At 68.1% G+C, this 24,326-nt stretch carries 19 protein-coding genes and 2 tRNA genes; 12 read left to right on the top strand and 9 right to left on the bottom strand.

The features are described 5' to 3' along the window. The first annotated feature begins 15 nt into the window (after window positions 1–15). The 3 genes from orn (at window position 16) to ACJH7A_RS11105 (ending at window position 1,443) form a co-directional block, all read left to right on the top strand. Window positions 16–645: an oligoribonuclease gene (orn, locus tag ACJH7A_RS11115; RefSeq protein ID WP_020102265.1), complete on the top strand. Its 630-nt coding sequence runs from the start codon at window positions 16–18 to the stop codon at window positions 643–645. Between the two features lie 50 nt (window positions 646–695). Next, a tRNA-His gene (locus ACJH7A_RS11110) sits at window positions 696–768 on the top strand. A 90-nt stretch (window positions 769–858) separates the two neighbouring features. Next, a complete protein-coding gene (locus ACJH7A_RS11105) occupies window positions 859–1,443 on the top strand; it encodes a GNAT family N-acetyltransferase (protein ID WP_406801945.1) in 585 nt (194 codons plus the stop codon). Here ACJH7A_RS11105 and ACJH7A_RS11100 read toward each other — a convergent pair. Then, on the bottom strand, window positions 1,440–1,793 hold the full coding sequence (locus ACJH7A_RS11100; RefSeq protein ID WP_406801944.1) for a nuclear transport factor 2 family protein: 354 nt from the start codon (window positions 1,791–1,793) through the stop codon (window positions 1,440–1,442). The genes ACJH7A_RS11105 and ACJH7A_RS11100 overlap by 4 nt on opposite strands. A 216-nt stretch (window positions 1,794–2,009) precedes the next feature. Beyond that, window positions 2,010–2,082: transfer RNA gene (locus ACJH7A_RS11095), tRNA-Lys, on the bottom strand. 408 nt (window positions 2,083–2,490) lie between these two features. Between ACJH7A_RS11095 and ACJH7A_RS11090 the strand changes: the two genes are divergently transcribed. After that, on the top strand, window positions 2,491–2,655 hold the full coding sequence (locus ACJH7A_RS11090) for a hypothetical protein (protein WP_318985580.1): 165 nt from the start codon (window positions 2,491–2,493) through the stop codon (window positions 2,653–2,655). Between the two features lie 10 nt (window positions 2,656–2,665). On the opposite strand, the gene ACJH7A_RS11085 is transcribed toward ACJH7A_RS11090, so the two are convergent. After that, window positions 2,666–2,890 carry a DUF3618 domain-containing protein gene (locus tag ACJH7A_RS11085; RefSeq protein WP_020102269.1) on the bottom strand — a complete coding sequence of 75 codons (225 nt, stop codon included), beginning with the start codon at window positions 2,888–2,890 and terminating at the stop codon, window positions 2,666–2,668. A gap of 91 nt (window positions 2,891–2,981) precedes the next feature. Between ACJH7A_RS11085 and bcp the strand changes: the two genes are divergently transcribed. From bcp to ACJH7A_RS11055, 6 genes are all read left to right on the top strand, one after another. Then, the gene (gene bcp, locus ACJH7A_RS11080; protein ID WP_029119327.1) at window positions 2,982–3,455 is read left to right on the top strand and encodes a thioredoxin-dependent thiol peroxidase; all 474 of its coding nucleotides are present in this window, start codon (window positions 2,982–2,984) and stop codon (window positions 3,453–3,455) included. 159 nt (window positions 3,456–3,614) lie between these two features. Then, on the top strand, window positions 3,615–3,854 hold the full coding sequence (locus tag ACJH7A_RS11075) for a hypothetical protein (RefSeq protein ID WP_406801943.1): 240 nt from the start codon (window positions 3,615–3,617) through the stop codon (window positions 3,852–3,854). A 101-nt stretch (window positions 3,855–3,955) separates the two neighbouring features. Beyond that, window positions 3,956–4,726 carry a FadR/GntR family transcriptional regulator gene (locus tag ACJH7A_RS11070; protein ID WP_406801942.1) on the top strand — a complete coding sequence of 257 codons (771 nt, stop codon included), beginning with the start codon at window positions 3,956–3,958 and terminating at the stop codon, window positions 4,724–4,726. 41 nt (window positions 4,727–4,767) lie between these two features. After that, a complete protein-coding gene (locus tag ACJH7A_RS11065; protein ID WP_406801941.1) occupies window positions 4,768–6,387 on the top strand; it encodes a class I adenylate-forming enzyme family protein in 1,620 nt (539 codons plus the stop codon). Beyond that, window positions 6,374–7,150, top strand: coding sequence for a class II aldolase/adducin family protein (locus ACJH7A_RS11060; RefSeq protein ID WP_406801940.1), 777 nt, complete (start codon window positions 6,374–6,376; stop codon window positions 7,148–7,150). Before ACJH7A_RS11065 ends, ACJH7A_RS11060 begins: the two co-directional genes overlap by 14 nt. Before the next feature lie 15 nt (window positions 7,151–7,165). Beyond that, the gene (locus tag ACJH7A_RS11055; RefSeq protein ID WP_212812385.1) at window positions 7,166–8,434 is read left to right on the top strand and encodes an amidohydrolase family protein; all 1,269 of its coding nucleotides are present in this window, start codon (window positions 7,166–7,168) and stop codon (window positions 8,432–8,434) included. Window positions 8,435–8,507: 73 nt separating this feature from the next. Here the strand turns inward: ACJH7A_RS11055 and ACJH7A_RS11050 are convergent, their stop codons facing one another. Continuing rightward, window positions 8,508–9,836, bottom strand: a complete 1,329-nt coding sequence (locus ACJH7A_RS11050) for a dipeptidase (protein ID WP_406801939.1) — start codon at window positions 9,834–9,836, stop codon at window positions 8,508–8,510. A 48-nt stretch (window positions 9,837–9,884) separates the two neighbouring features. Between ACJH7A_RS11050 and ACJH7A_RS11045 the strand changes: the two genes are divergently transcribed. Continuing rightward, on the top strand, window positions 9,885–10,523 hold the full coding sequence (locus tag ACJH7A_RS11045; RefSeq protein ID WP_212812387.1) for a LysE family translocator: 639 nt from the start codon (window positions 9,885–9,887) through the stop codon (window positions 10,521–10,523). Between the two features lie 89 nt (window positions 10,524–10,612). Here ACJH7A_RS11045 and ACJH7A_RS11040 read toward each other — a convergent pair whose 3' ends face one another. The 4 genes from ACJH7A_RS11040 to ACJH7A_RS11025 form a co-directional block, all read right to left on the bottom strand. Next, on the bottom strand, window positions 10,613–11,005 hold the full coding sequence (locus tag ACJH7A_RS11040) for a holo-ACP synthase (RefSeq protein ID WP_020102278.1): 393 nt from the start codon (window positions 11,003–11,005) through the stop codon (window positions 10,613–10,615). Between the two features lie 43 nt (window positions 11,006–11,048). After that, a complete protein-coding gene (locus ACJH7A_RS11035) occupies window positions 11,049–20,267 on the bottom strand; it encodes a fatty acid synthase subunit beta domain-containing protein (protein WP_406801938.1) in 9,219 nt (3,072 codons plus the stop codon). A 538-nt stretch (window positions 20,268–20,805) separates the two neighbouring features. Then, on the bottom strand, window positions 20,806–21,531 hold the full coding sequence (locus tag ACJH7A_RS11030; protein ID WP_406801937.1) for a DUF1906 domain-containing protein: 726 nt from the start codon (window positions 21,529–21,531) through the stop codon (window positions 20,806–20,808). Between the two features lie 139 nt (window positions 21,532–21,670). After that, a complete protein-coding gene (locus ACJH7A_RS11025) occupies window positions 21,671–22,873 on the bottom strand; it encodes a low temperature requirement protein A (protein WP_406801983.1) in 1,203 nt (400 codons plus the stop codon). Between the two features lie 157 nt (window positions 22,874–23,030). Between ACJH7A_RS11025 and ACJH7A_RS11020 the strand changes: the two genes are divergently transcribed. Beyond that, window positions 23,031–23,732 carry a 2-C-methyl-D-erythritol 4-phosphate cytidylyltransferase gene (locus ACJH7A_RS11020; RefSeq protein ID WP_406801936.1) on the top strand — a complete coding sequence of 234 codons (702 nt, stop codon included), beginning with the start codon at window positions 23,031–23,033 and terminating at the stop codon, window positions 23,730–23,732. Here ACJH7A_RS11020 and ACJH7A_RS11015 read toward each other — a convergent pair. Beyond that, window positions 23,719–24,312 (bottom strand): 2-C-methyl-D-erythritol 4-phosphate cytidylyltransferase, encoded by a 594-nt coding sequence (locus tag ACJH7A_RS11015; protein WP_406801935.1) that lies wholly within the window; start codon window positions 24,310–24,312, stop codon window positions 23,719–23,721. The two genes, ACJH7A_RS11020 and ACJH7A_RS11015, sit on opposite strands and share 14 nt — an antisense overlap. Between the last annotated feature and the right edge of the window lie 14 nt (window positions 24,313–24,326).

The following is a 24,326-nucleotide window of genomic DNA, read 5'->3' as shown; positions in this document are numbered from 1 at the left end:
ATAGTCTGGAACACCGTGCGTGACGAACTGGTATGGATCGACTGCGAGATGACGGGGCTGGATCTCAAGTCCGACCGACTCATCGAGATCGCGGCATTGGTCACCGACAGCGACCTGAACGTGCTCGGCGAGGGCGTCGACGTGGTGATCCACACCGACGACGCCGCACTCGACGGCATGGCCGATGTGGTGATGAAGATGCACACCCGCTCGGGCCTGATCAACGAGGTGCGGACCTCCACGGTCACCCTCGAAGAGGCCGAGCAGATGGTGCTGGACTACATCCGCGGCCACATCGGGCAGGCGAAAACCGCTCCCCTGGCCGGTAATTCGATCGCCACGGACCGCGGCTTCATCGCCCGCGACATGCCCCGCCTCGACGACTTCCTGCACTACCGGATGATCGACGTCAGCTCGATCAAGGAGCTGTGCCGCCGCTGGTACCCGCGCATCTATTTCGGGCAGCCGGACAAGGGGCTCGCGCACCGCGCCCTGGCCGACATCCACGAATCCATCCGCGAGTTGAAGTACTACCGCGGCACCGCGTTCGTACCCGCTCCCGGCCCGTCTACCAGCGAAATCGCGGCTGTCGCCGGCGAGCTGGGCCCGCCGACGAACGACGCCGTGGAGACCGATTCGGCTTAGCGGGCCTAAGCGGTTAGTATCTACGACGCTGCTTCTGAGAAGCGGCGATGGTGGCTGTAGTTCAGCTGGTAGAGCACCAGGTTGTGATCCTGGGTGTCGCGGGTTCGAGTCCCGTCAGCCACCCCGAGGTAGAACATCGCCTCACCTGCACGTAGCGGGTGAGGCGATGTTTGTTTTCCGGGGGTTGCGCGCTCGGCCGGCACAGTGGTGGGCGTGGGTGATGCGATCGAGTTGCATGCGTCCTGCCTCGAAGGGCCCCGGGTTCGCCTGCGCAAAGCGCGCGACGACGACGCCGAGGGCCTGATCGAAACGCAGACCGACGAGCGGGTGCGCCGGTATCTGGGCGGACCGCGACCTGTCGGCGAAGTGCGCGCCGTGCTCGAAGGGGTCGGGGCGGCAACGCTATTGGCCGCCCCTGGCTGCTACATCGCAACCGCCAGGGATTCCGACGACATGCTGGGCACGGTGACATTGAGCCGCCGTCGCAACGACGTTCCCGGCCATCTGGACCCCGATGGCGACGAACTCGAGCTGAGCTACGTCTTCCGGCCGCACGCGTGGGGTCGGGGCTATGCGAGCGAAGCTACGCGGCTACTGCTGGAGTACGCGGCCGGCGAGCTGGACGATCAACCCGTGGTGATCGTCACCCAGACCGCCAACCGCGCCTCGCTCCGGCTGGCCGAGCGCCTCGCGTTCAATGTCGTCGCGACGTTCGAGCAGTACGACGCCGAACAAGCGCTGGCGACCGCTCGGCTGGCCGCGTTCCTTCGCACGGACGCCCTTCGCACCGACTCCTAGCCGGGCACCTGATCCAGGAAGCCGTGCACCGACCGGATGCGGCCGTCGGCGTCCGTCGCCAGCACGTCGAACCCGATGATCGGCGGCTGCTCCCCCGCCGGCCCCAGGCCCCACTGGAAGCGGGCCTGATTGTGGTGGCTGTCCGGGCCGCTGACGAGCGAGAAGACGAAACCGGGGAATTGGGTGTGGACCGCGCCGATCACCTCGGAGATGGCGTCGTGACCCGTGACGTCCGCCATCGGATCGGTGTACGACGCCTCGGATGCCCAGTGGTCGTCGAGCAGCGCCTTCCGTTCGATCGGATCGGTGGCGTTCCACGTCTTCAGGTAGGCGGTGACGATGTCGTTCATGCTGACCTCTTTCGTGTCGGGGTGGTCAGCTCAAAGCTTGGCGGCCAAAACGAGGCAAGTCGATTAATTGGCAGGTAATGATGTTGTGCCGCTTGAGTTTTCGTCGACACCGCCACCATTGGCGTCGCCAAGCCGACGTTGACGCTGCGGCGATGGCGTAGAGCCGGCCCGCAAACGACGAAAGCCCCCTCACGAAGGAGGGGGCTTTCGCATCTGTGCGCCGTCAGGGTTTCGAACCCCGGACCCGCTGATTAAGAGTCAGCTGCTCTACCAACTGAGCTAACGGCGCGCGAGAGAGACCTTAACAGCCCGATGGCCGCAGGGTGAAATCGTATGGTCAGCGGGGTTTCCGGGCCCCGATCGCGGGTATCCCCACCGGGTCGGACGGCCCGATGGACCCTCCAGGCAGCCCTGGAGGTGTCCAACATCACACGCGATGGACTCGCCGCCCACCTGCGCACCACCAGAGCCGGCCGAAACCCGCACCACTACAGCGAATCCCGGTCGAACAGTAGCCAATACACACCTGTCAAGATCCTGTATCCACACACGATCGTCAATAGCGGCCTCATGCCAAAATTCGTCAGAAATCACATAGACCTGCAATTTTGTGGCGAGCCGCCGAAAAACAAAGTTAGCTGAAACCACCTATGATGGTGTAGAAATGTAAGTGACGATGACTGAAGGGAGTTAGCTGATGACACCCATCGCCGGTGCGACCTACGCGGCGCCGAGCGCCGACGTGGCGGCAGCAGCCGACGGCACCCCGGTCATCGTCCATAACTGCACCCGGCTGGGCCGGGTCGCGAATCCCCCGCGCAGCTGGCTGCCAGGCTGGCTGACGCCGCGGCGCGGGAACTAGAAAAGTCGCGTTATCCGCGAATCTTGCGGATAACCACCACCAGCACCACAACGCCGAGTCCGGCGAACGTTGCGATGACCGCGGGCTTGGACGCGATCGCGATGGCCTTGGCCTTTGCGTCGTCGGCCAGTCGCTGGGGGTTCGCCCGCTCCGCGAGGGCGTCCACCGTCAACGCCAACTGATCGCGTGCACGATCGATTTCCTGCTTGATCTCGTCAGGATTCCGGTCAGCCACTTCAGCCCTCCAGCTCGCGTTGCTCCTTGGCGCTCTACCCTAGAGCAGCTTGCCGCAACAGCAACGCCTGGCCGACAGAAGGGACCTCCCGGTGGCACCGACCCCGCGACTCGAAGTGGGCGACAAAGCCCCCGCATTCAGCCTGCCCGACGCCGACGGCAACACCGTGAAGCTGTCGGACTACAAGGGCCGCAAGGTCATCGTGTACTTCTACCCCGCGGCCTCGACGCCGGGCTGCACCAAGCAGGCCTGCGATTTCCGCGACAGCCTGGCCGAACTCAACGAGGCCGGGCTCGACGTCATCGGCATCTCGCCCGACAAGCCCGAGAAGCTCGCCAAGTTCCGCGACAACGAGGGCCTGACGTTCCCGCTGCTATCGGACCCCGACCGCAAGGTGCTCACCGCCTACGGCGCCTTCGGTGAGAAGACGATGTACGGCAAGACCGTGCAGGGCGTCATCCGCTCGACGTTCCTCGTGGACGAGAAGGGCAACATCGAGGTCGCGCAGTACAACGTCAAGGCCACGGGCCACGTGGCCAAGTTGCGGCGGGACCTGTCGGTCTGACAGCCGCGCCACGCGGTGCCCGGCTAGACGAGCCGAGCCGGACACCGCATGGCGGCCCGCCCAACCACGTGTGACAGCTGTGTGGCCATTCGGCCAATCGTTGGCTTCACCAGTGTTCTGCAAACAGCCGCAGATACGTTCAGGTGCAAGACTTTTGGCGTGACGCACAACATTCACATCCGCACCGTCGACAGCAGCATTCGCTACCCGCACGCGCTGAGCTATGGCGAAAAGGACCAGATTCTCTGGGTCCAGATCGGCGACGACGCCGACCATTCGGACACCATCTACTTCAGCCCGTCCTACTGGCAGCAGTACTCCGTCGACCCTCACAGTGAAGACCCGCTCGATCTGGAATTCGACGAGGATGACGACGAAGACGACGAAGACGACGAGTAGAACGCCGGCGCCGGGGTACGACGTTTCGTACCCCGGCCACACCGGATAGACCGGGCGCCGGCTTCGACCACCCTGGCGCCCCGCTCTGGCACACTCGACCCGTGGCCGCGCCCGACGTCCGTTTCCGCCGCCTCGCCGAGCAGGTGGCCGACGAGTTGCGCCGGCGCATCCTCAGCGGTGACCTCCCCGACGGCAGCGTGCTGCCGACTGAGGATGAACTACTGACCGAGTTTCCGATCAGCAAGCCCTCACTGCGCGAGGCCATCCGAATCCTGGACGCCGAAGGGCTGCTCAGCGTGCGCCGCGGCAAGCTCGGCGGCTCGGTCGTGCACCGGCCGAGCGCGAGCAACGTGGCCTACACCATGGGTTTGGTTCTCGGCGCGAACCAGGTGAGCCTCGGCGACGTCGGCTCCGCGCTGCAGCAGGTGGAGCCGGCCTGTGCGGCGTTGTGCGCACAGCTGAGCGACCGCAAGACCGCGGTGGTGCCGGTCCTTCGGCAGATCCACGCCGAGTCGGTCGAGTCTGTCGAGGATCTGGTGGCAGTGACCTCCGCGAGCCGGCGCTTCCACGAGGCGCTGGTGCAGCACTGCGGCAACGAGACCATGATCATCCTCGCCGGTGCCCTGGAGAAGCTGTGGTCGTCGCACGAGCTGAACTGGTCGCGGCAGTTCACCGACCATGCCGGCATTCCGCTCGACGAGCGCCGGGCCGCGCTGGAGGATCACCGCACGCTGATCGATGCCATCGAAGCCGGCGATGCCGAACGCGCGCGGGAATTGGCCGCGACGCATCTGCTCGATGCCCAGCACTACCCGGGTTCGGCCGGTGTGGTCGACCCGGCGATGGTGCGCACCCGCACGCGATCTTCGTGAATCCTTGACAACCCAGGCGCTTATTTTCATATGATTTGAAGATGCGGCCTGCGGAGGCGACCACGATGGACATGGCGGTCACGAGTTCCCCGGCATTCACCGCCGAGGACGTCGCGCGCTTCCACGCCAATGGCTGGTGGACCGACTCCACGATCTCGGATGCCGTACGCGCCAACGCCGCTCGCACCCCGGATCGCGTCGCATATGTTGATCACCCGGACCGGTCGCTGAGCTGGCGTGAATTTGATACCGCGGCAACCACTTTGGCCGTTCAGTTGGCCGGCGCGAGCGTGCGCCCCGGGGACCGGGTCGCGGTGTGGCATGGCGACACCACGGCGATCCACGTGCTGTTCGTCGCCATCGAGCGCTGTGGCGCGGTGGTCGTCGGTGTCGGTGCACGCGCCGGAATCCGTGAGGTGACGGCCATTCTGCAGAGCGCCGAACCCCGACTGCTGGTCACCGATCCCCCGCGGCAGGCGCAGGCGAACACCGTGGCCGGCGCCATCGGATGTCCGCTGCTGACCCTCGATGAACTGTCCGTCGGTACGGACTCCACGAACCTGAGCCCCGAGGCCCAACTGGGCGCCGACGACGTCTTCCTCATCAACTCGACGTCGGGCACCACCGGGCTACCGAAATGCGTCGTGCACACCCAGAACCGTTGGTATTACTTCCATCAGCGAGCGGTCGCCAACGGCCTGCTGACGTCCGACGACGTGTTCCTCCCCGTCATCCCGACCCCGTTCGGCTTCGGGCTGTGGACCACCCACATCACCCCGATTCTGTTGGGCACCACCAACGTCCTGCTGGACCGGTTCACCGTCGCCGCGGCGTGCGCGGCCATCGAACAGCACAAGGTCACCGTGTTGTGTTGTGTCAGCACACAATTGACCATGATCATGGCCGACCCGGTGGCCCGCGAGTACGACCTGAGCTCGCTGCGGGTGGTGTTCACCGGCGGCGAGGCCCTGCCCTACCGTCCCGCGCACGAGTTCGAAAAGCTGACCGGCGCAACGATTCTGCAGTTCTACGGCTCCAACGAGACCGGCCTGCTCAGCGGCACCACGGTGCACGACTCGCTCGAGCACCGGCTGCGCACCGGGGGCCGGATCGTCGCCGATATGGCCGTCCGCCTCTTCGACGGGGACACCGACGTCACCGACACCGGCCGGGGCCAGCCCGCCTGCCGCGGCCCGGCCACCAGTCTCGGCTACCTGGGCGGCACCGACCACGACAAACTCTTCACCGCTGACGGCTGGATGCGGATGGGAGACATCTGCGAAATCGACGCCGACGGCTACCTGCGAGTGACGGGCCGCACGTCCGACTTCATCGTGCGCGGCGGCAAGAACATCAGCGCGGCCCAGGTCGAGGACGTCGTGATGACGCACCCCGCGGTCGGTCTGGCCGCCGCGGTCGCCATGCCTGATCCGGTGTTCGGCGAAAAGGTCTGTGTCTACGTCGAACTGATCGGCGCGGCGGCGCTGGAGCTCGCCGAGCTGTGCACGCACCTGCTCGCGCAGGACGTTTCGAAGGAACTGCTGCCCGAGCGGCTGATCGTGGTCGACGAACTCCCCCGATCCTCGGGCGGCAAGGTCGCCAAAGGCCAACTCCGCGAAGATATCCGCGCCCGGATGGGAGACGGTCATGACCGCAGCTGAAAAGCCCCGCCGCGGCGGACTTGAAGTCTGGGCGCCGGCGGTGACACCACCGATCGGCGTCGACCTCACCGACGAACAGGCCATGGCCATCGCGTTCCGGCACCTCGCGACCATCGGCTTCGCCGAGAATCTGGCGGGGCACATCACCTGGCAGCCCGACGGCCGGACCGATATGTACGTCAACCCTTGGGGCCTGTGGTGGCAGGAGGTCACCGCCTCCGACATCTGCGTCGTCGACGAGGACGCCCGCGTACAGCGGGGCCGCTGGGACGTCACTCCGGCCATCCACATCCACACCGAGCTGCACCGCGCCCGCCCCGACGCGCGCGTCGTGATCCACAACCACCCGTACTACGTGTGCGTGCTGGCGGCATTGGGCCGGCTGCCGGAGCTGGTCCATCAGACCGGATCGCTGTTCCTGGACGACCTCTGCCTCGTCGACGAATACGACGGCGAGGTCGACAGTCCTTCCCGCGCAGCCGAATTGGCGGCCCGGATCGGCTCGGCGAACACGACCATCCTGGCCAACCACGGCGTCATCGCCACGGGCCGCAACCTCGCCGAGGCGGTGTACCGGGCCGCCTCGATCGAGCGGGTCTGCAAGCTGGCCTACGACGTCCTGCTGACAGGCCTGAAGCCGAGCGAGATGAAGTGGTCCGACATGGTCGGCATGAAGTCCTCCCTGATCGAGCGCGCCGCTGACGTGTACTGGGCCGGCGCTGCCCGCCTGACCATCAAATCCGATCCGTCCGTTCTCCAGTAAAGGCGTTGGTACCACATGAAATCCATCGACGATCTGGCCGCCAACCTCGATTTCACCGTCGCCAAGACGGGCGCGGACCGTACCGTCACGCTGCTGCCCGACCCGCCGCGTGCTCCGCGCCGCTACACGGTGATCTCGGTCGACGACCACATCGTCGAGCCGCCCGACACCTTCACCGGGCGACTGCCGAGCAAGTTCGCCGACCGGGCTCCGCGGGTCGTTGACACCGCGGGCGGCGGCCAGACCTGGGTGTACGACGGCCAGGAACTACCCAACGTCGGGTTCAACGCCGTGGTCGGCCGTCCGGTGTCCGAGTACGGCTTCGAGCCGGTCCGGTTCGACGAGATGCGCCGGGGCGCATGGGATATCCACGAACGCGTGCGGGACATGGACCTCAACGGGGTGTACGCGTCGCTGAACTTCCCGTCGTTCCTGCCGGGATTCGCCGGCCAGCGCCTGCAGCAGGTCACCACCGACCGCGACCTGGCGATGGCCTCGGTGCGGGCCTGGAACGACTGGCACTTCGACGTGTGGGCCGGCTCGTACCCGGACCGGATCATTCCCTGCCAGCTCCCCTGGCTGCTGGACCCCGAAGTCGGCGCCAAGATGATCTACGAGAACGCCGAACGTGGTTTCCACGCCATGACTTTCAGCGAGAACCCGGCGATGCTGGGTCTGCCGACGATCCACTCGGGCTACTGGGACCCCATGATGGCGGCCTGCGCCGAGACCGGCACGGTCGTGAACCTGCACATCGGATCGTCGGGCTCCTCCCCCTCCACCACGCCGGACGCGCCGCCGGACGTCCAGGGCGTGCTGTTCTTCGCCTACGCCATCTCGGCGGCCGTCGACTGGCTGTATTCCGGTCTGCCCAGCCGGTTCCCGGATCTCAAGATTTGCCTGTCCGAGGGCGGTATCGGCTGGGTCGCCGGGCTGCTGGACCGGCTCGACCACATGCTCAGCTACCACTCGATGTACGGCACCTGGCAACGGCTCGGCGAAAAGCTCACCCCGGCCGAGGTTTTCACCCGCAACTTCTGGTTCTGCGCGGTGGAAGACCAGTCGTCGTTCGTGCAGCGCGACCGCATCGGCGTCGACAACATCATGCTCGAAGCCGACTACCCGCATTGCGACTCGACCTGGCCGCACACACAGGCGACCATCCACGAAGAGATCGGCGACCTGCCCGCAGACGTCATTCGAAAGATCACCTGGGAGAACGCCTCTCGGCTCTACCACCACCCGGTGCCCGAGTCGGTACAAAAAGACCCCGAGTCGTTCTAGCGCCGATGCCGAGCGTGGGGGGTTTACGCGGAGATCTGACGGATTTTTCACGTAAACCCCCACGCTCGATGCACTAACGCCCGAGGGCGGCCAACAACAGCGCCTCGGAGATCGCCGCTTTCTCGAGCACGCCCAGGTGCAGGCTCTCGTTGATGCTGTGCGCCTGCGTGCCGGGGTCCTCGACGCCCGTCACCAGAATCGTTGCGTCGGGGAAGGTCTCGGCGAACTCGGCGATGAACGGGATCGACCCGCCCATCCCCATGTCCACCGGGGCAACACCCCACGCCTGTGTGAAGGCCGACCGCGCCGCGTCGTACACCGGGCCGCTGGCGTCGATGGCATACGGCTGGCCGACGTCACCCGGCGTCACGGTGACCTTGGCGCCCCAGGGCGCGTGGCTCTCCAGGTGCCGGGTCAGCGCGGCCAGATGCGCCAGCGCGTCCCCACCTGGAGCGACGCGCATGCTGACCTTGGCCCGCGCCCGCGGTATCAGTGTGTTCGACGCTTTGGCGATCGACGTGGTGTCGATGCCGATGACGGTGATGGCCGGCTTGGCCCAAAGTCGTTGCACCACAGAGCCGGAACCGATCTGCTGCACGCCGTCGAGCATGCCGGTCTCGGTGGCGACCCAGTCCGGGCCCCGGTCGACGTCGGCGGCGGTGCCCTCGTACAACCCTTCGACCGCGACGTTGCCGTCGTCGTCATGCAAGGTGGCCAACAACCGCACCAGGGCACTCAGCGCATCGGGCACCACGCCGCCCCAGATGCCCGAGTGCAGCCCATGATCCAGCGTCGCCACCTCGACCACGCAGTCGACCAGCCCGCGCAGTGACACCGTCAACGCCGGCATCTCGGTGCTCCAGTTGTCCGAGTCGGCGATGACGATGACGTCGGCGGCCAGCAGGTCGCGATGCGCGGCCAGCAGGGCACCCAGAGAAGGCGAGCCCGATTCCTCTTCGCCCTCAACGAAAACCGTCACGCCGACGGGCGGGTTACCGCCGTGGGCCCGCATGGCAGCCAGGTGCACGGCGATACCGGCCTTGTCGTCGGCACTGCCCCGGCCATAGAGCCGGCCGTCGCGCTCGGTGGGTTCGAACGGCTCGGAGTCCCACTGCGCGGCGTCGCCCTCGGGCTGCACGTCGTGGTGCGCGTAGAGCAGCACGGTCGGGGCTCCTTCTGGCGCCGGATGACGTGCGATGACGGCCGGCGCCCCGCCCTCGTGGACGATGTGCACCTCACCGAAGCCTGCCTCGGACAACAGCTTTGCGGTCAGCGCGGCGCTGCGGTGCACCTCGGCGTGCCGGGCCGGGTCGGCCCAGACGGACTGGATACGGACCAGGTCCTCCAGGTCGGCACGCACCGACGGCAGGACGTCCCGCACACGTTCGACAAGATCAGCCATGCCGTCGAGCGTAGTGCGCCGGCCGTCTGCCCGGCGTATCGTCACCACATGCCGTCGATGGGACATCTGCTGGCGTTCGGGTTGATCTCGCTGCTGGTCATCGTGATCCCCGGGCCGAGTGTTCTGTTCACCGTCGGCCGGGCGCTGACCGTCGGCCGTCGCCAGGCGTTGTTGACCGTGGCGGGTAACGCGATGGGCGCCTACGTCCAGATCCTTGCGGTGGCCCTGGGTGCCGGTGCCCTCATCCTGGCCTCGTCGCTCGCGTTCAGCGTCATCAAGTTCGTCGGCGCGGCCTACCTGATCTACCTTGGCGTCCAAGCCATCCGGCATCGACATGGCCTCGGCGAGGTGCTCACCGGCGGTGCGTCCGCCAAGCGGCCGAGCCGGGTCCTGGCCGACGGTTTCGTCGTCGGGATGACCAATCCCAAGACCATCGTGTTCTTTGTCGCGGCGCTGCCGCAGGTGGTGGATCCTGCGGCCGGACGTGTGACGGCCCAGATGCTCGTGTTGGGCGTCGTGTTCCTGTCCATCGCGGTGATCTCCGACAGCATCTGGGCGCTGGCCGCCGGCCTGGCCCGCGACTGGTTCGCGCAGTCCCCGCGCCGCTTCGCCGCCATCGGGGGCGCCGGCGGGCTGGCCATGGTCGGCCTGGGTGTCAGCCTTGCTGTCACCGGCCGCAAAGACTGAACGGCAAACCGGCTGTCGCCTCCGGCTCTGGAAATGTGAATACCCCAAAATCAGCTGATTTTGGGGTATTCACGCAAGCAGAAGAAAAACTAGTCCTGCTCGAGGACCGCGACCGCAGCCGCGGTGTCGCCTTCGTGGGTCAGCGACACGTGGATGGCCACGCCCTTGAGGTGCTCGGCGATCTCGCCGGACAGCCGCACCTTGGGCCGGCCCCACATGTCGGTGACGACCTCGATGTCGCGGTGGATGCCCTCGGGCAGCACCGGGCGCTTCGAGAACCGCGAGCCCGACCACGCCTTGATCACGGCCTCCTTGGCCGCCCAGCGGGCCGCCAGGTGCCGTGCCGCCGACGAACTCTTGTCGGCGGCGTCACGGCGCTCCCCTGGGGTGAACGTCTCCGCGAAGACGGTGCCCGGCTGGTCGACCTGCTCGGCGAAATCCGGAATCGAGACCAGGTCGATGCCCACACCCAGGATGCTCATGGGCAACAACCTAGCGGACCCAATCCCGATACCTCAGAAGGCCTCACGAGCGGGCGTACCACCCGTCCTCGCCCAGGCGCGCATCGGCGTCGAGCAGCATGTCGGCTTCCTGACGCTTCTCCGGCGCATCGTGGTTGAAGCGACGGTCGGCCGGCTTCTCGTACAGCGGGCGCCCGCCGGCGATCGCCGACGCCAACCGGTGCTGACCGGCCAGGACCCGCTCACCGGCACGGCGGAGGTAGTCCTCGCGCTCGGCCGGATCGAGAGCCGCCACCAGCGCCTGCGGGTGCACCAGAGCGATGAGGCCCGACACGTGACCGAAGCCGAGGCTGGTCACCAGACCGGCCTTGATCGGCAGGCGGTCGCCGAACTTCAGCGTCTCGCGGACCCACACGAAGTGCTGTGCGTTGGACAGCTCGTCGTCGACGCAGTCCAGGCTGCGGTTCGGCGGGATGACGCCGTCGCGCAGAATCTGGCACAGACCCAGCATCTGGAACGCCGCGGCGCCACCCTTGCTGTGTCCGGTCAGGCTCTTCTGGCTGACGATGAACAGCGGGTTGCCCGGGGACCGGCCCATCGAGGCGGCGAGCCGCTCGTGCAGCTCGGTCTCGTTGGGGTCGTTGGCCAGCGTCGAGGTGTCGTGCTTGGAGATCACCGCGATGTCGTCCGGGGTGACGCCCAGCTTGGCCAGGTCGCGCACCAGCTGCGACTGACGTCCACCGCGGCCGGCACCCAGCGCACCCAGGCCCGGAGCCGGGATCGAGGTGTGCACACCGTCACCGAACGACGACACGTAGGCGACGACGGCCTGGATGGGCAGACCCATCTTCACCGCGAGGTCACCACGGGCCAGCAGGACGGTGCCACCGCCCTGGCCTTCGACGAAGCCGAGACGACGGCGGTCGTTGGCGCGCGAGAACTTCGAGTCGCTGATGCCGCGGGCCCGCATCATCGCGGTCTCGGCGGTGGCCGACATGTCACCGAAGCCGATGATGGCTTCCAGCGTCAGGTCGTCGTAACCGCCGGCGACCACGAATTCGGCCTTGCCCAAACGGATCTTGTCGACACCTTCTTCGACGGACACCGCCGCGGTGGCGCACGCGCCGACCGGGTGGATCATCGCGCCGTAGCTACCGATGTACGACTGCACGACGTGACCGGCGAAGACGTTCGGCAGGACTTCCTGCAGGATGTCGTTCGGCTTGTTCCGGCCCAGCAGGTTGCCGTGGTACATGGTCTGCATCGAGGTCATGCCGCCCATACCGGTGCCCTGCGTGGAGGCCACGAGGCTCGGGTGCACCCAGCGCATCAGCTCTTCCGGCGAGAAGCCGGCCGACAGGAACGCGTCCACGGTGGTGACCAGGTTCCACAGCGCCAGGCGGTCGATCGAGCTGGCCATGTCCGGCGTGACGCCGTAGACCTGCGGGTCGAAGCCGGTCGGCACCTGGGCGCCGACGGTCCGCGACAGCTTGACCTTGCGCGGCACGCGGATCTCGGTACCGGCCTTGCGGGTGACCTGCCAGTCGCTGCTGTCCGGCACCGGCGCGATGACGGTGTGCTCCGGATCGAACTGGTGGAACGCCCGGGCGTCGGCCTCGGCGGACACGACGAACGTGAAGTCCTTGTCGAGGAACACCGAAACCAGCAGCGGCGACGCGTGATCGGGGTCGATCGCGCCGTCGTCCACCCACTCGCGGATGCCGACGCGCTCCAGCACGACGTCGTGGTAGCGCTCGACCAGCTCGGACTCGTCGACCAGCTCACCGGTGTTGGTGTCGTACCAGCCCGGCTTCGGGTCGTCTTCCCACTTGACCAGACCGGTGGTCCAGGCCAGTTCCAGGACGCCCGCGGCCGACAGCTCGCCGGAGACCTCCATCTCGAAGCGGGTGCGCGACGAACCGTACGGGCCGAGTTCGGCACCGGACACCAGCACGACCATGTCGGCCGGGTCGATGTCGAGGTCGGCCCACTCCGGAGCCGGCGCGGCCTGGTAGCCCCGCGGCGGCGACGGCAGCGCCGAGATGGTGCCTTCGAGGTCTTCCTCGTCGACAGCGGCTTCGGCCACCATCTCCTCGCGGGCCTTGGCGGCCAGCTCGGCCATGTCGAGCTCGATGTCGCCGAGGCCACCGGTCAGGTCGACCTGGATGGGCTCACGGGCGGCCGACACCTTGGCGTCGATGCTGCACAGGTTCAGCAGCATGGCGGCCATCTCGTCGGTGGTGTACGTGATCACACCGGCTTCCTCGACGGCACCAACGATGGCGTCGTTGTGGCCCATCAGGCCCGTGCCCTTGGTCCAGCCGATCAGCGCGTGCGCCAGCGAAACTCGCTGCGACCACGAGGTTTCCGCCTTCCAGCGGGCGACGACCGCGTCGAGCGCAGCCTTCGACTCGCCGTAGGCGCCGTCGCCACCGAACATGCCGCGGTTTGGCGAACCCGGCAGCACCACGTGCAGACGCGACGCGATGTCACGCTCGGAGCCGATGTGCGAGAGCCCACCGATGAGCCGCTGCACGGCCCACAGCAGGACCTTCATCTCCATCTCGGCACGGGAGCCGGCCTCCGACAGGTCCCCGGCGACGCGCGGTGCGGCGAACGGGAACAGCAGCGTCGGGGTCTGCGCGTCCTTGAGGTGGATGGCCTTGGGGCCGAGGTTCTCGACCTGCTCGTTGCCGACCCACTCGACCAGCGCGTCAATGTCGCTGTAGGAGGCCATGTTTGCGGGCACGACCCACAACTGGGCACCGAAGCGGGCGTTGTCGCGGTACAGCGTCCGGTAGAACGCCAACCGGTCGTCGTCCAGCTTGGACGTGGTCGCGATGACCGAGGCGCCACCGGCGAGCAGCTGGCCCACCACGGACGACGCGATCGAGCCCTTGGAGGCACCGGTGACGACCGCGACCTCGTTGGCGTAGCGGCCCTTCTCCGGGTTCTCCGCACCGGCGGCCGCGCGGCCGTACAGCGCGGCGTGGAGGGTGCGGCCGGCGGCGAGCGCCTTGCCCTGCCACCAGCTGGCCTGCGTGGCCACCACGTGCCCGGCACCTTCGAAGCTCTCGGAGAGCTTGGCCCAGTCGCGGTTGACGTCGTCCTCTTCGAGCAGCCAGATGCGTGCCAGGTCCTCACGGGCGCTGGCCCAGCGGTCGTCGAACAGCACGGCCTTGCGGGCGTCGAACGACGGAGCCACCAAACGCGGCCAGTCCGAACCCAATTCGGCGGTCACGAGGTCGATCAGCTCGGAGTCGGTGGCGTCCGGCGCGGACACCGGCGTCTGCAGACCCAGCTCGCCCAGGATCAACCGGGCGGCGCCGGCCAGCACACCGTTGGGGCCGGTGACCTTCTCGGCGAACTCGTTGAGCGCGGCCGAGTCGACCACACCGCCACCGGCACCGCCGGCGGACGGCAGTGACACGGCGATGCCCTTGCGCGCAGCCACGGCGGCGACGGCCGCGTCGATGACCTTGTCGACGGCGCCGGCGTCGGCCAGTGCACCGGAGTGCAGGCCGCCCATCTCGCCGCCCCGGACGCTGCTGCCCTCACGGGTGCCCAGCGCGACCTCGGCGGTGACGTGCTTGGCCCAGCCGGGGCCCAGCTCCCAGGCCTTGCTGACGCGCTCGGCGATGTACGCCGGACGCTTGCCCGAGGGGCCGAGCACCGTGCGCAGCTGGTCGTTGATCGCGTCGGAGAGAACGGGACCGAACGGCTTGTAGGTACGGGCCAGCTTGGTGACCTGTCCCTTCAGACCGGCCAGGTCGGCTTCCGCGGCACCGTCGATGGCGCCGAGGTTCAGCTCCGAACCCAGGTCGACGAGCAGCTGGTTGCGTCGCGACGAGGCACCGTCGGTGATCGACTCGATGGAGTCCAGCGGCTCGATCTGGTCGATGCGCATCTTCGCCGACAGCGCGATGAGCGCCATGGTGGCGTCGGCGGCGTCGTAGGTGATGTCGTCCGGACGCGGGCCACCGGCGGGCGCCGCGGGGGCGGCGGCCGGAACCGGTGCTGCGGCAACGGCTTCCGCCGGGGCTGCCTCAGCTGCGGGCGCGGCGGGGGCATCGTCCTCGGGCTCCGGGTCGGTGTCGGTCGCGAACAGCACCGCGGCGTCGCGCTCGACGTTGAGCACCTCGGTGGTGTTGTGCGAGTACTCCGGGAGCTTCAGCGTGTTGGTGGCCAGGCCGGCAACCGTCGGCATGGTCTTCACACCGACCTCGACGAACCGCTCGACACCGAGGCCGCCGGCGGCTTCCTCGATGAACAGCAGGTCCTGCGTCTCGATCCAGCGGACCGGGCTGGCGAACTGCCAGGCCAGCAGCTCGATGACGGTCTTGCGCATCAGCTCTGACGGCTTCTCGTTACGCCACGTGTCGTAGTCGGCGAGGATCTCGTCGAGCGGCTCGGCCGGCACCAGGTCGCGGATCTCCTGGATGAAGTCCTTGTCCAGGGTGAAGGGCCGCGGCACCAGGTTCGGGATGTACTTGCCGACCAGCAGCTCGGGGTCCTGCCCGTGCGGCATGACGCGGTCCAGCGCGCGGCGGAAGTCGGCGACGCCGACCCGCAGCACCTCGGAGTGGAACGGCACGTCGATACCGGGGACGAGGATGAACGAGCGCTTGCCACCGGTGATTTCGCGACGACGCTCGATCTCGGCCTCCAGGGCCTCGAGGCCGCGGACGGTACCGGCGATCGCGTACTGCGAACCACGCAGGTTGAAGTTCACGATCTGCAGGAACTCACCGGTCTCCTCGGCGATACCCGCGACGAAGTCGGTGACGTCGTTGTCGTCGAGGTCGATCTGCGACGGCCGGATGGCGGCCAGGCGGTAGTCGGACCGGCCCTTGGCGTCACGCGGGACGATGTCGTGCATCTTGCTGCCGCGGTGGAACACGACCTCGAGCAGCGCCTCGAGTTCGTACACGCCAGACACGCATGCCAGCGCGGTGTACTCACCGACGGAGTGGCCGCACGCGATGGCGCCCTCGACGAACGCGCCCTGCTCGCGCATCTCGGCCACCTGGGCGGCCGCGACGGTGGCCATGGCCACCTGGGTGAACTGTGTCAGGAACAGCACGCCGTCCGGGTGGTGGTAGTGCACGCCGCTGGCGATGATGCTGGTCGGGTTGTCCCGGACCACGTGCAGCACCGAGAAGCCCAGGGTCTCGCGGGTGAACTTGTCCGCGGAGTCCCAGATCTTGCGGGCGGCCTTGGAGCGGGCGCGGACCTCCATGCCCATGCCCTTGTGCTGGATGCCCTGGCCCGGGAAGGCGTAGACGGTCTTGGGCGCAGCCAGCTGAGCCGACGCGGCCATCACCAGCTCGCCACCGACCTTCGCGGTGACCTCGATGATCTCGGCGCCGCGGTCGATGCCGACGCGGTCGACGCGGAACTCGATCTCGTCGCCCGGCAGCACCATGCCCAGGAAGCGCGAGGTCCAGCCGACCAGGCGGGCCGGCGGGGTGGCGCGGCCGTCGGTGGCGGTGACCACGTGCTGGGCGGCGGCGGACAGCCACATGCCGTGCACGATGGGCGATTTCAGGCCGGCCAGCAGTGCGGCGGCGCGGTCGGTGTGGATCGGGTTGTGGTCACCCGACACCACGGCGAAGGCGCTCATGTCGACCGGCGCGGTGACGGTGACGTCGCGGCGACGGCGGCGCGGCGTCTCGGTGGCGTTGTCGGTGATGGCACCGCCGGCGCGGACCGGGTCGGTCAGCTCGGCGGCACCGCTGCGGCCACGGATCGCGAAGCGCTCTTCGAGGCGCGCGAGCTCGGTGCCCTCGGCGTCGGTGATGCTGACGGAGACCGGGACCACGCGGCCGACCTCGGTGTCGACCGCGGCGGAAGCCGTTGCGGTGACGGTCAATTCGGCCTTCTCAGCCGGCATCGGGGCCAGCAGGTGCGCGGCGTGGTCCAGGTGGACCAGGCTCAGCAGACCTTCGACGACCGGGATGCCGTCGGCGGTGACGGCCGCGCCGATGACCGAGAACACGGCCGGCCAGCAGCGGCCGACGAGGGCGTCGGGCACCAGGGTCAGGCCCGGCGCCAGCGGGGCGCCGAAGGTGGCGGTGACGCCGGTGTGGTCGGCGACCTCTTCGGGGTCCCAGTCGGCGGTGACGGTGGCGACGTTGTCGGTGACGGTCGGCAGGGCGTCGACGCCGTCGGCACCCGCGGCGATGGCGAGCACGGCACGCATGGCGGCCGAGGCATCCTCGGTGGTGACGACGGGCATGCCGCCGTTGACGGTGGCGGCCGGCAGCGTGAAGCGGATCGCGATCCAGATGTCCGACAGCGGCACGTTCAGGACGACACCGTCACCGTCGAGCTCCAGCCGGGAGCCGGTGGAAGGGTGTGTGGCCGAACGGTTTTCGTTGACCTGCCACTCACTGGGGGCGCCGATGCGGTGCACCGGGTTGATGGCGGTGCGGCCTGCCCACAGCACGTCGGGCGAGTCGAGGACGACGGCCAGCGGGCCGGTGACGTCGGCACGGGCCTGGCGACGCGACACGACCGGAACGGGCTTGACACCGGCTGCCAGCACCTCGTCGATGGCGGCCTGCTCGAAGCGGTCCAGCAGCTCACCGACGGGCTCGTCGACGCGCGTGATGCCGGCGACGGCTGCGGTGCCGGGGATGATGCAGACCTGGTCGGCGTCGTAGCGGGCGTCGTGGGCCTGCCACAGCGAGTCGCTGCGCCACCAGCGGCGCACGTCCTTGTCGATGACCGGCACGAAGTTGACGGGCTTGCCCAGCGTCTTGCACAGCGTGATGAAGAACGGGACGTCCGCCGGGTGCAGGCGCAGGGTCTCGGCCTCGGGGTACCGGGCCAGCAGCTCGGCGATGGCGCGCTGCGGATCCTCCAGCAGCGCTTCACCTTCCGCGGTGGCCGGGAACAGCGTCTCGATGCGACCGGCGTCGGCCGGGTTCAGGCGGGCCTCGGCGCGCTGCAGCATCTCCTCGAAGCGGTCGCGCCAGGTGATGTCGAGCCACGGCGAGTGGTCGCGCTTGGTGTCGGCGGTGCTGCTGCCGTCGCCGATCGCGAGCTCGACGTAGCGCTGCAGCCACTGCTGGTAGGTCATGTCCGCGACGTCACCGAAGTACGGCTTGGCGGTGTTGGCCATGGCGGCGATGATCTCGTCGCGGCGCTCGGCGACGGCGTCGGCGTCACCGGCGACCTCGTCGAGCAGGCGGCCGCACCGCGACGCGGTGTTGTCGATCTCGTGGATGTCCGCACCCAGCTGGCTGCGGCCGGAAGCCATGCCGCCCTGGGCCTTACCGGCGCCGACCCACTGATCGGTGCCCTTGGTGTCGACCAGGAGCTGCTTGACCTGAGGCGAGGTGGTGGCCTCGAGGGTGGCCATGGCGGCGGTGCCGACCAGGATGCCGTCGACCGGCATCAGCGGGAAGCCGTAGGTCTCGGCCCAGCGGCCGGACAGGTACTCGGCGGCGCGCTCGGGCGTGCCGATGCCACCACCGACGCAGATGGTCAGGTTGGCCTGCTTGCGCAGGTCCGAGTAGGTGCTGACGAGCAGGTCGTCGAGGTCCTCCCACGAGTGGTGGCCACCGGCGCGGCCGCCCTCGACGTGGACGATGATCTCCTTGTCCGGGACCTCTTCGGCGATCTTGATGACCGACTTGATCTGGTCCACGGTGCCCGGCTTGAACACCACGTTGGTGATGCCGATCTCGTGCAGCTCATCGATCAGCGCGACGGCCTCGTCGAGCTCGGGGATGCCGGCGGTGACGATGACGCCGTCGATCGGGGCGCCCGACTGGCGCGCCTTCTGCACGATGCGCTTGCCGCCCAGCTGCAGCTTCCACAGGTACGGGTCCAGGAACAGCGAGTTGAACTGGATGGCACGGCCCGGCTCGAGGAGCTGGGTCAGCTCGGCGACGCGGTTCTCGAAGATCTCTTCGGTGACCTGACCGCCACCGGCCAGCTCGGCCCAGTGGCCGGCGTTGGCGGCCGCGGCGACGATCTTGGCGTCGACGGTCGTCGGGGTCATACCGGCCAGCAGGATCGGCGAACGGCCGGTCAGGCGGGTGAACTTGGTCGACAGCTTGACGTCACCGTTGGGCAGCTCGACGGCGGTCGGCGCGAAGCTCGACCACGCGGGCTGCACGACCGGGGCGGCGCCGACGGTGAACAGCGAACGCTGGCCGGCGCGGGTCGCGGCGGGCACGATGCCGATGCCGAGGCCGCGGATGATCGGCGAGGTCAGGCGGGTGACGGTGTCGCTCGGGCCGAGGTCGATGATCCAGCGGGCACCGGCGTCGTGCATGCGCTCGACTTCGGCGACCCAGTCGATGGGCTTGACGAAGATGGCCTCGGTCATCGCGTGGGCCAGCTCGGTGTCGATACCGCACTTGGCGGCCCAGCGGTCGACGACCTCGATGCCGTCGGCCAGGCGCGGGGTGTGGAAGCCGACCTCGACCTGCACGCCCTGGAAAACCGGGCTGAAGACGGCGCCGCCGCGCAGCTTGTTCTTGCGCTCGGCCTCGTCCTTCTCGGTGATCTTGCTGCAGTACAGCTCGAAGCGGGCCAGCTGCTCCGGGGTTCCGGTGATGACGACGCTGCGACGGCCGTTGCGGATCGACAGGACCGGCGGCAGGACGGTGCGGACGTCCTTGGAGAAGTCTTCGAGCAGTTCGGCGATGCGCTCGGGGTCGACGTTGGTGACCGACACCATCGGCGACTTGTCACCGCGACCAACCATGCCGCGGCGGCGCGACACGAGCGAGCCGGCGGCACCGATGAGCTGGAGCAGCGCGAGAAGCTCGGCGTCGCGGGTGCCGTTGGCCTTGAGTGCCTCGGCGGCGATGATGCCCTGCGAGTGGCCGGCGACGGCGACCGGCGGGGTGCCGGCGAGGTCCAGGCCCTGACGCTGCACGGCGCGGATGGCGGCCATCTGGGCCAGCAGGATGCCGGGGCCGGAGATGGCGGCGGTGGTCAGCTGCTTGGCCGACGGCAGCGGCTCGTCGGCTGCGAGGGCGCGCACCCACTGCATGGGCTCGAAGCCGATGGGCCGCACGACGACGAGCTCGCGCGCGACGGGCTCCAGCAGCAGGGCCGCTTCGCCGACGATCTCGCTGAGCTCGGATTCGATGCCGGCCGAGCTGACGAGCTCTTCGAGGTTCTCCAGCCACGAGGCACCCTGACCACCGAACGCGACGGCATACGGCTCGCCGGCGTTCAGCAGGTCCACGAGAGCATGGGCGCTCGCCGCCACCGCCTCGGTGTTGCCACTGGTCACATTGCGGTGCTCGTTGATCGTCATGCGTCCCTCTCGTCGTCTTTGCCGCGCGAACCGGTCAGGTGCTTGGTCTTGGTAGTCGGCCCTGGGGCAACGCGATGCGACGTCGGATCACGTGAGGCCCGTGCTACGTCTGGCGCCCGTTTTTCGGGTGCCTGAGAGCCGGGCCGACTGCACTAAGAGTGTCATAAGATTCGCGGCGTTTTTCTGCCGGAAATGGTTACCAACGAGTTCTACGGATCGGTAACCACCTACGCGGGTAACACCGCGTCGTGGGACTGCCCGTACCCAACAGGACAAACGTCCTGTTGGCGGCTGGTTACGGTCGAGTAGTAACAACATCGCTGATCAAAGCGGTATTGTTATCAAATCGTGACCATGCTTGTGACGGTGCTGGACCTTACTAATGAGTAGGAAAAGACCCGTTCCAGAAAACACTCGACAATGACGGTCTGTGTGTCTATACAGGCGGTAAGTTACCGCGCCGCCATTTGCTGCGGTTTCATCTCGTTTTCTTAGAGCTGGCCGCCAGCTAACTACTGAGCGGTAATCTGCGCGCCCGTCAGTCCCACTGCCCGAAGCGCGGCTTGAGGATGTGGTTGATGTCGACGCCGACTCCCCCGACATGGCGTTTGTCGATCTCGACCTGATGCAGTGCGGCCGCCGGATGCGCGGTCCCACCGGGCGAGCCCCAGTTGTGCTGCCAGAAGTACGACCCCAAGCCGTCCTGCACGGCCCACTCGATGGTCTTGGAGTTGGCATACACGCCGACCCGCTGGTGCCCCAGCACTGATTCCCAGCCGCGCAGGTAGGGCGCAACTTGTGCTTTGTACTGCTCCGGAGTCGGATCGTCGTCGATCGACGCGTAGATCGGCGCCCCGACCGGGCCGCCCGCCGCGGTGTGCAATGCGAACCCGCGCTGGGCATGCTGCACGCCGGCGGCGTGCCCACCCAGCCAGTCGGCCGTCGACTCCTTGCCGTACTGGTAACAGGAGACGATCTTCAGGCCACCCTTGTAGAGATCGCGCGCCTCCGGCAGCTCGATGGGCTTGCCGAGCATCCACGCCCCGCCCGGCCGGCGGTCCGACACATACCGGATGGCGCCCAGCGCCCCGGCCGACCGGATATCGGACGCGCTGATCACCCCTGCCGCGTAGTCCAGCAACACTCCGTAGGGGGCCGCCGAGGCGGTGGTCGCGCCAAGTACCGATTGCAATCCGGCGCCGAGGCCGACAGCGGCCGGCGCAGCTGCAGCGTATTTCAGCAGGTCACGACGCGAAATTGCCACGCGTCTCAGGATATGACAGCTACCACTTCCGGCCCGTTAGCCACACCAGTGCAATCCTGACCCACCCGATGTGAAGAAGATCGTCAAAGTTTCGCGATTTCTCGCCATCGTCTTCACGCTCGGCGCTCACGTTTGGCGCTCACGTTTGGCGCGCGACCGCCTCGGCCACGTGCCGGTGCCCGATGATCTCGAACCCGGCCACGCTCACCGCCGGCGCCAGGCTGGCCACCAGGAGGCAGAGCGCCATCGGCACCCCGACGGCCGCGAGGACCACCGTCACGATCAGGACCACCGCGGTCAGCACCACCAGCAGCAGGTGCAGGGCGTCCACCGAGCGCAGCATCAGCGCGTACAGCACGTAGACCAACGCGATGTAGACGCCGACCGGGATCACCACGCTGAGCACCGTGGCCACCGATCCCAGCGCCGAGTGGTGCTGGATGTAGTACGCGGCGGTGTGCAGGCCGGCACCGGTCGCGACGATGGCGCCGTACACCGGCATGTGCAGGTAACCGAACCAGAAGCCCCGCTCGCGGTGCGCGTGCAGGGCGTCGGCCGACGGCACCATGAAGTACACCCACCACATGCCGAAGGTCAGCGCCGTGCCCGCGATCGCCAGCAGCACCGCGTCCCACGACCAGCCGTGCTCGCCGACGACAGCCGACAGCGAGGCGACCGTCCCGACGACACCCTCGCCGAGGGCGATGATCGCCAGCAGTCCGTAGCGCTCGGCGATGTGGTGCGCGTGCCACGGGGTGCCGCCGCACTTGGTCTCGGCGATCATCGGACCGCCCAGCTCGATGAGCGCCAGCAGCACCCAGCAACCCAGCGTCACCGGCACACTCGTCGGCAGGAACACGGTGCCGACCCAGCCCACCTGGACCACCGCCACGATCCAGACGTACGTCATCGCCGCCGCACGCCGCGACGGGTCCTGCTTCGCAGCCCGTAACCACTGGCCCACCAACGCAATTCGCATCACGACGTAACCGGCCACCAACACCGCGTTGTCGACATGGTGGCCGTGCTCGATCGAGGCGTAGAACGCAGGCAGGCCGAGTGCCAGGACCAGTACGCCGACCATCTCGATCATGGTCATCAGGCGGAACACCCAGTCGTCGGTGTCGTACGCCGAGGCGAACCAGGTGAAGTTGATCCACGCAAGGCAGATCGCGAAGGTGGAGAAGACGAAGCCCGTGATGCCGGCGCCGACGTGGCCCGCGGCCAGCATGTGCGACAGTTCCGACGCCGCTACCCCGAACGCGACGACGAAGGTCAGGTCGAACAGCAGCTCCAGCGGAGTGGCGACGCGGTGCCTTTCGTGCGGATCGCGGCCCCGCATCGGGGTCAATCGATGCGCGCGCACCGTGCTGTGTGGGTCGGGAGCGTCCTGGTGCGTCCCATCCATGCCGTGTCCCTTCAACGATCCGGGCCCCGTCCGGGCCGCATCACGGTAAGCCTGCCGCAGATCCCCGTTCCCGTCCCACTACCGTGAAGACGTGTCCGCTCCCCCGATCGCCGTCGGCGTCGTCCTTGCCGCCGGCATCGGATCGCGCGTCGGGGCCGACGGCAACAAGGCCTACCTGCAGTTGGCCGGCCGCAGCATGGTGGCGTGGTCGGTGGCCGCCGTGGCTGCCAGCCCCGAGGTCGCCCGCACCATCCTGGTGTTCCGGCGGGGTGAACGCGACCAGGTGGCGGCGCTCATGGCCGACGAACTCCCCGACACCCCAGTCGAATTCGTCGAGGGCGGCGACACCCGGCACGGCTCCGAACACAACGTGCTGAGCTACCTCGCGGCGGACATCGATGCCGGCGCCGTCGACGTGGTGCTGATCCACGACGCCGCCCGCCCGCTGGCCGGTGCCGAGCTGATGGACACCGCCGTCGCCACGGCACGGGAGCGGGGCGGGGCCATTCCGGTGTTGCCGGCCGGTGACGTGTTGCGCCTGACCGGGGACGGCCTCGGCGCCATCGAGCAGTCGCTCGTCCGGGTGCAGACGCCGCAGGCCTTCCGCGCCGCGCCGCTGTGGCAGGCGTATCAGGACGCGGCCGCCGCCGGTTTCGAGGGCACCGACACCTCGTCGTGCGTGGAGCGCTTCACCGACCTCGAGGTCCACGCGATCGCCGGATCGGCCCAGAACTTCAAGGTGACCTTCGCACACGATGTGCAGGTCGCCGAGCGCCTGCTCAGCCGGCGCTGACGATCGCATCAAGCAGTTCCCGATCGTGCGTTAGGTCGGCGACGAAGCCGTTGGGATCGCCGTCGACCGTGCCGACCTTCAGGCCGGCGGCCGTCAGCGCCGCGAGGTCATCGGGATCTGCGCCCAGAGCCAGCGCCGCCGCCGAGAAGGCCCGCGGGTACTGCGCGGTGACGAGCTCCGAACGGTCCACGTTGCCCAGCACGATGCCCTCTGCGGCAACGCTTTTCACACTGTCGGTCATCGGCAGGACCGGCAGGACGACGTCGTGTTCGGTCAGCCCCGCCGCCACGCGTGCCGCGAGATCGGCGGGAGCGAGCGGGTAACGGACATCGTGCATCAGGATCGCATCCGCCTCGGCCAGAGGCACGGGTCCGGTACGCACGGGCACCTCACCGAGGCCATGAGCCGCAAGGCATTCCGTTGCTGCGGCGACCAATCCTTCGGCGGCCACCACCGTTACCGGCGCCACGTCACGCACTGCACACACGGCCCGCACCAGTGCCGGTGCACCGGCGATCGGCGCGGTGAAGTCGGCCGGCGCCAGGGCCGCGGGCACGGTCACGATCGCCGAGAGAGTCACCGCGCCACCTTAGC

Source organism: Mycobacterium sp. SMC-17 (assembly GCF_045310915.1).
Taxonomy (GTDB): Bacteria; Actinomycetota; Actinomycetes; order Mycobacteriales; family Mycobacteriaceae; genus Mycobacterium.
The sequence above is the reverse complement of the archived record's forward strand: the minus strand, read 5'-3'. Positions and strand labels throughout refer to the sequence as shown.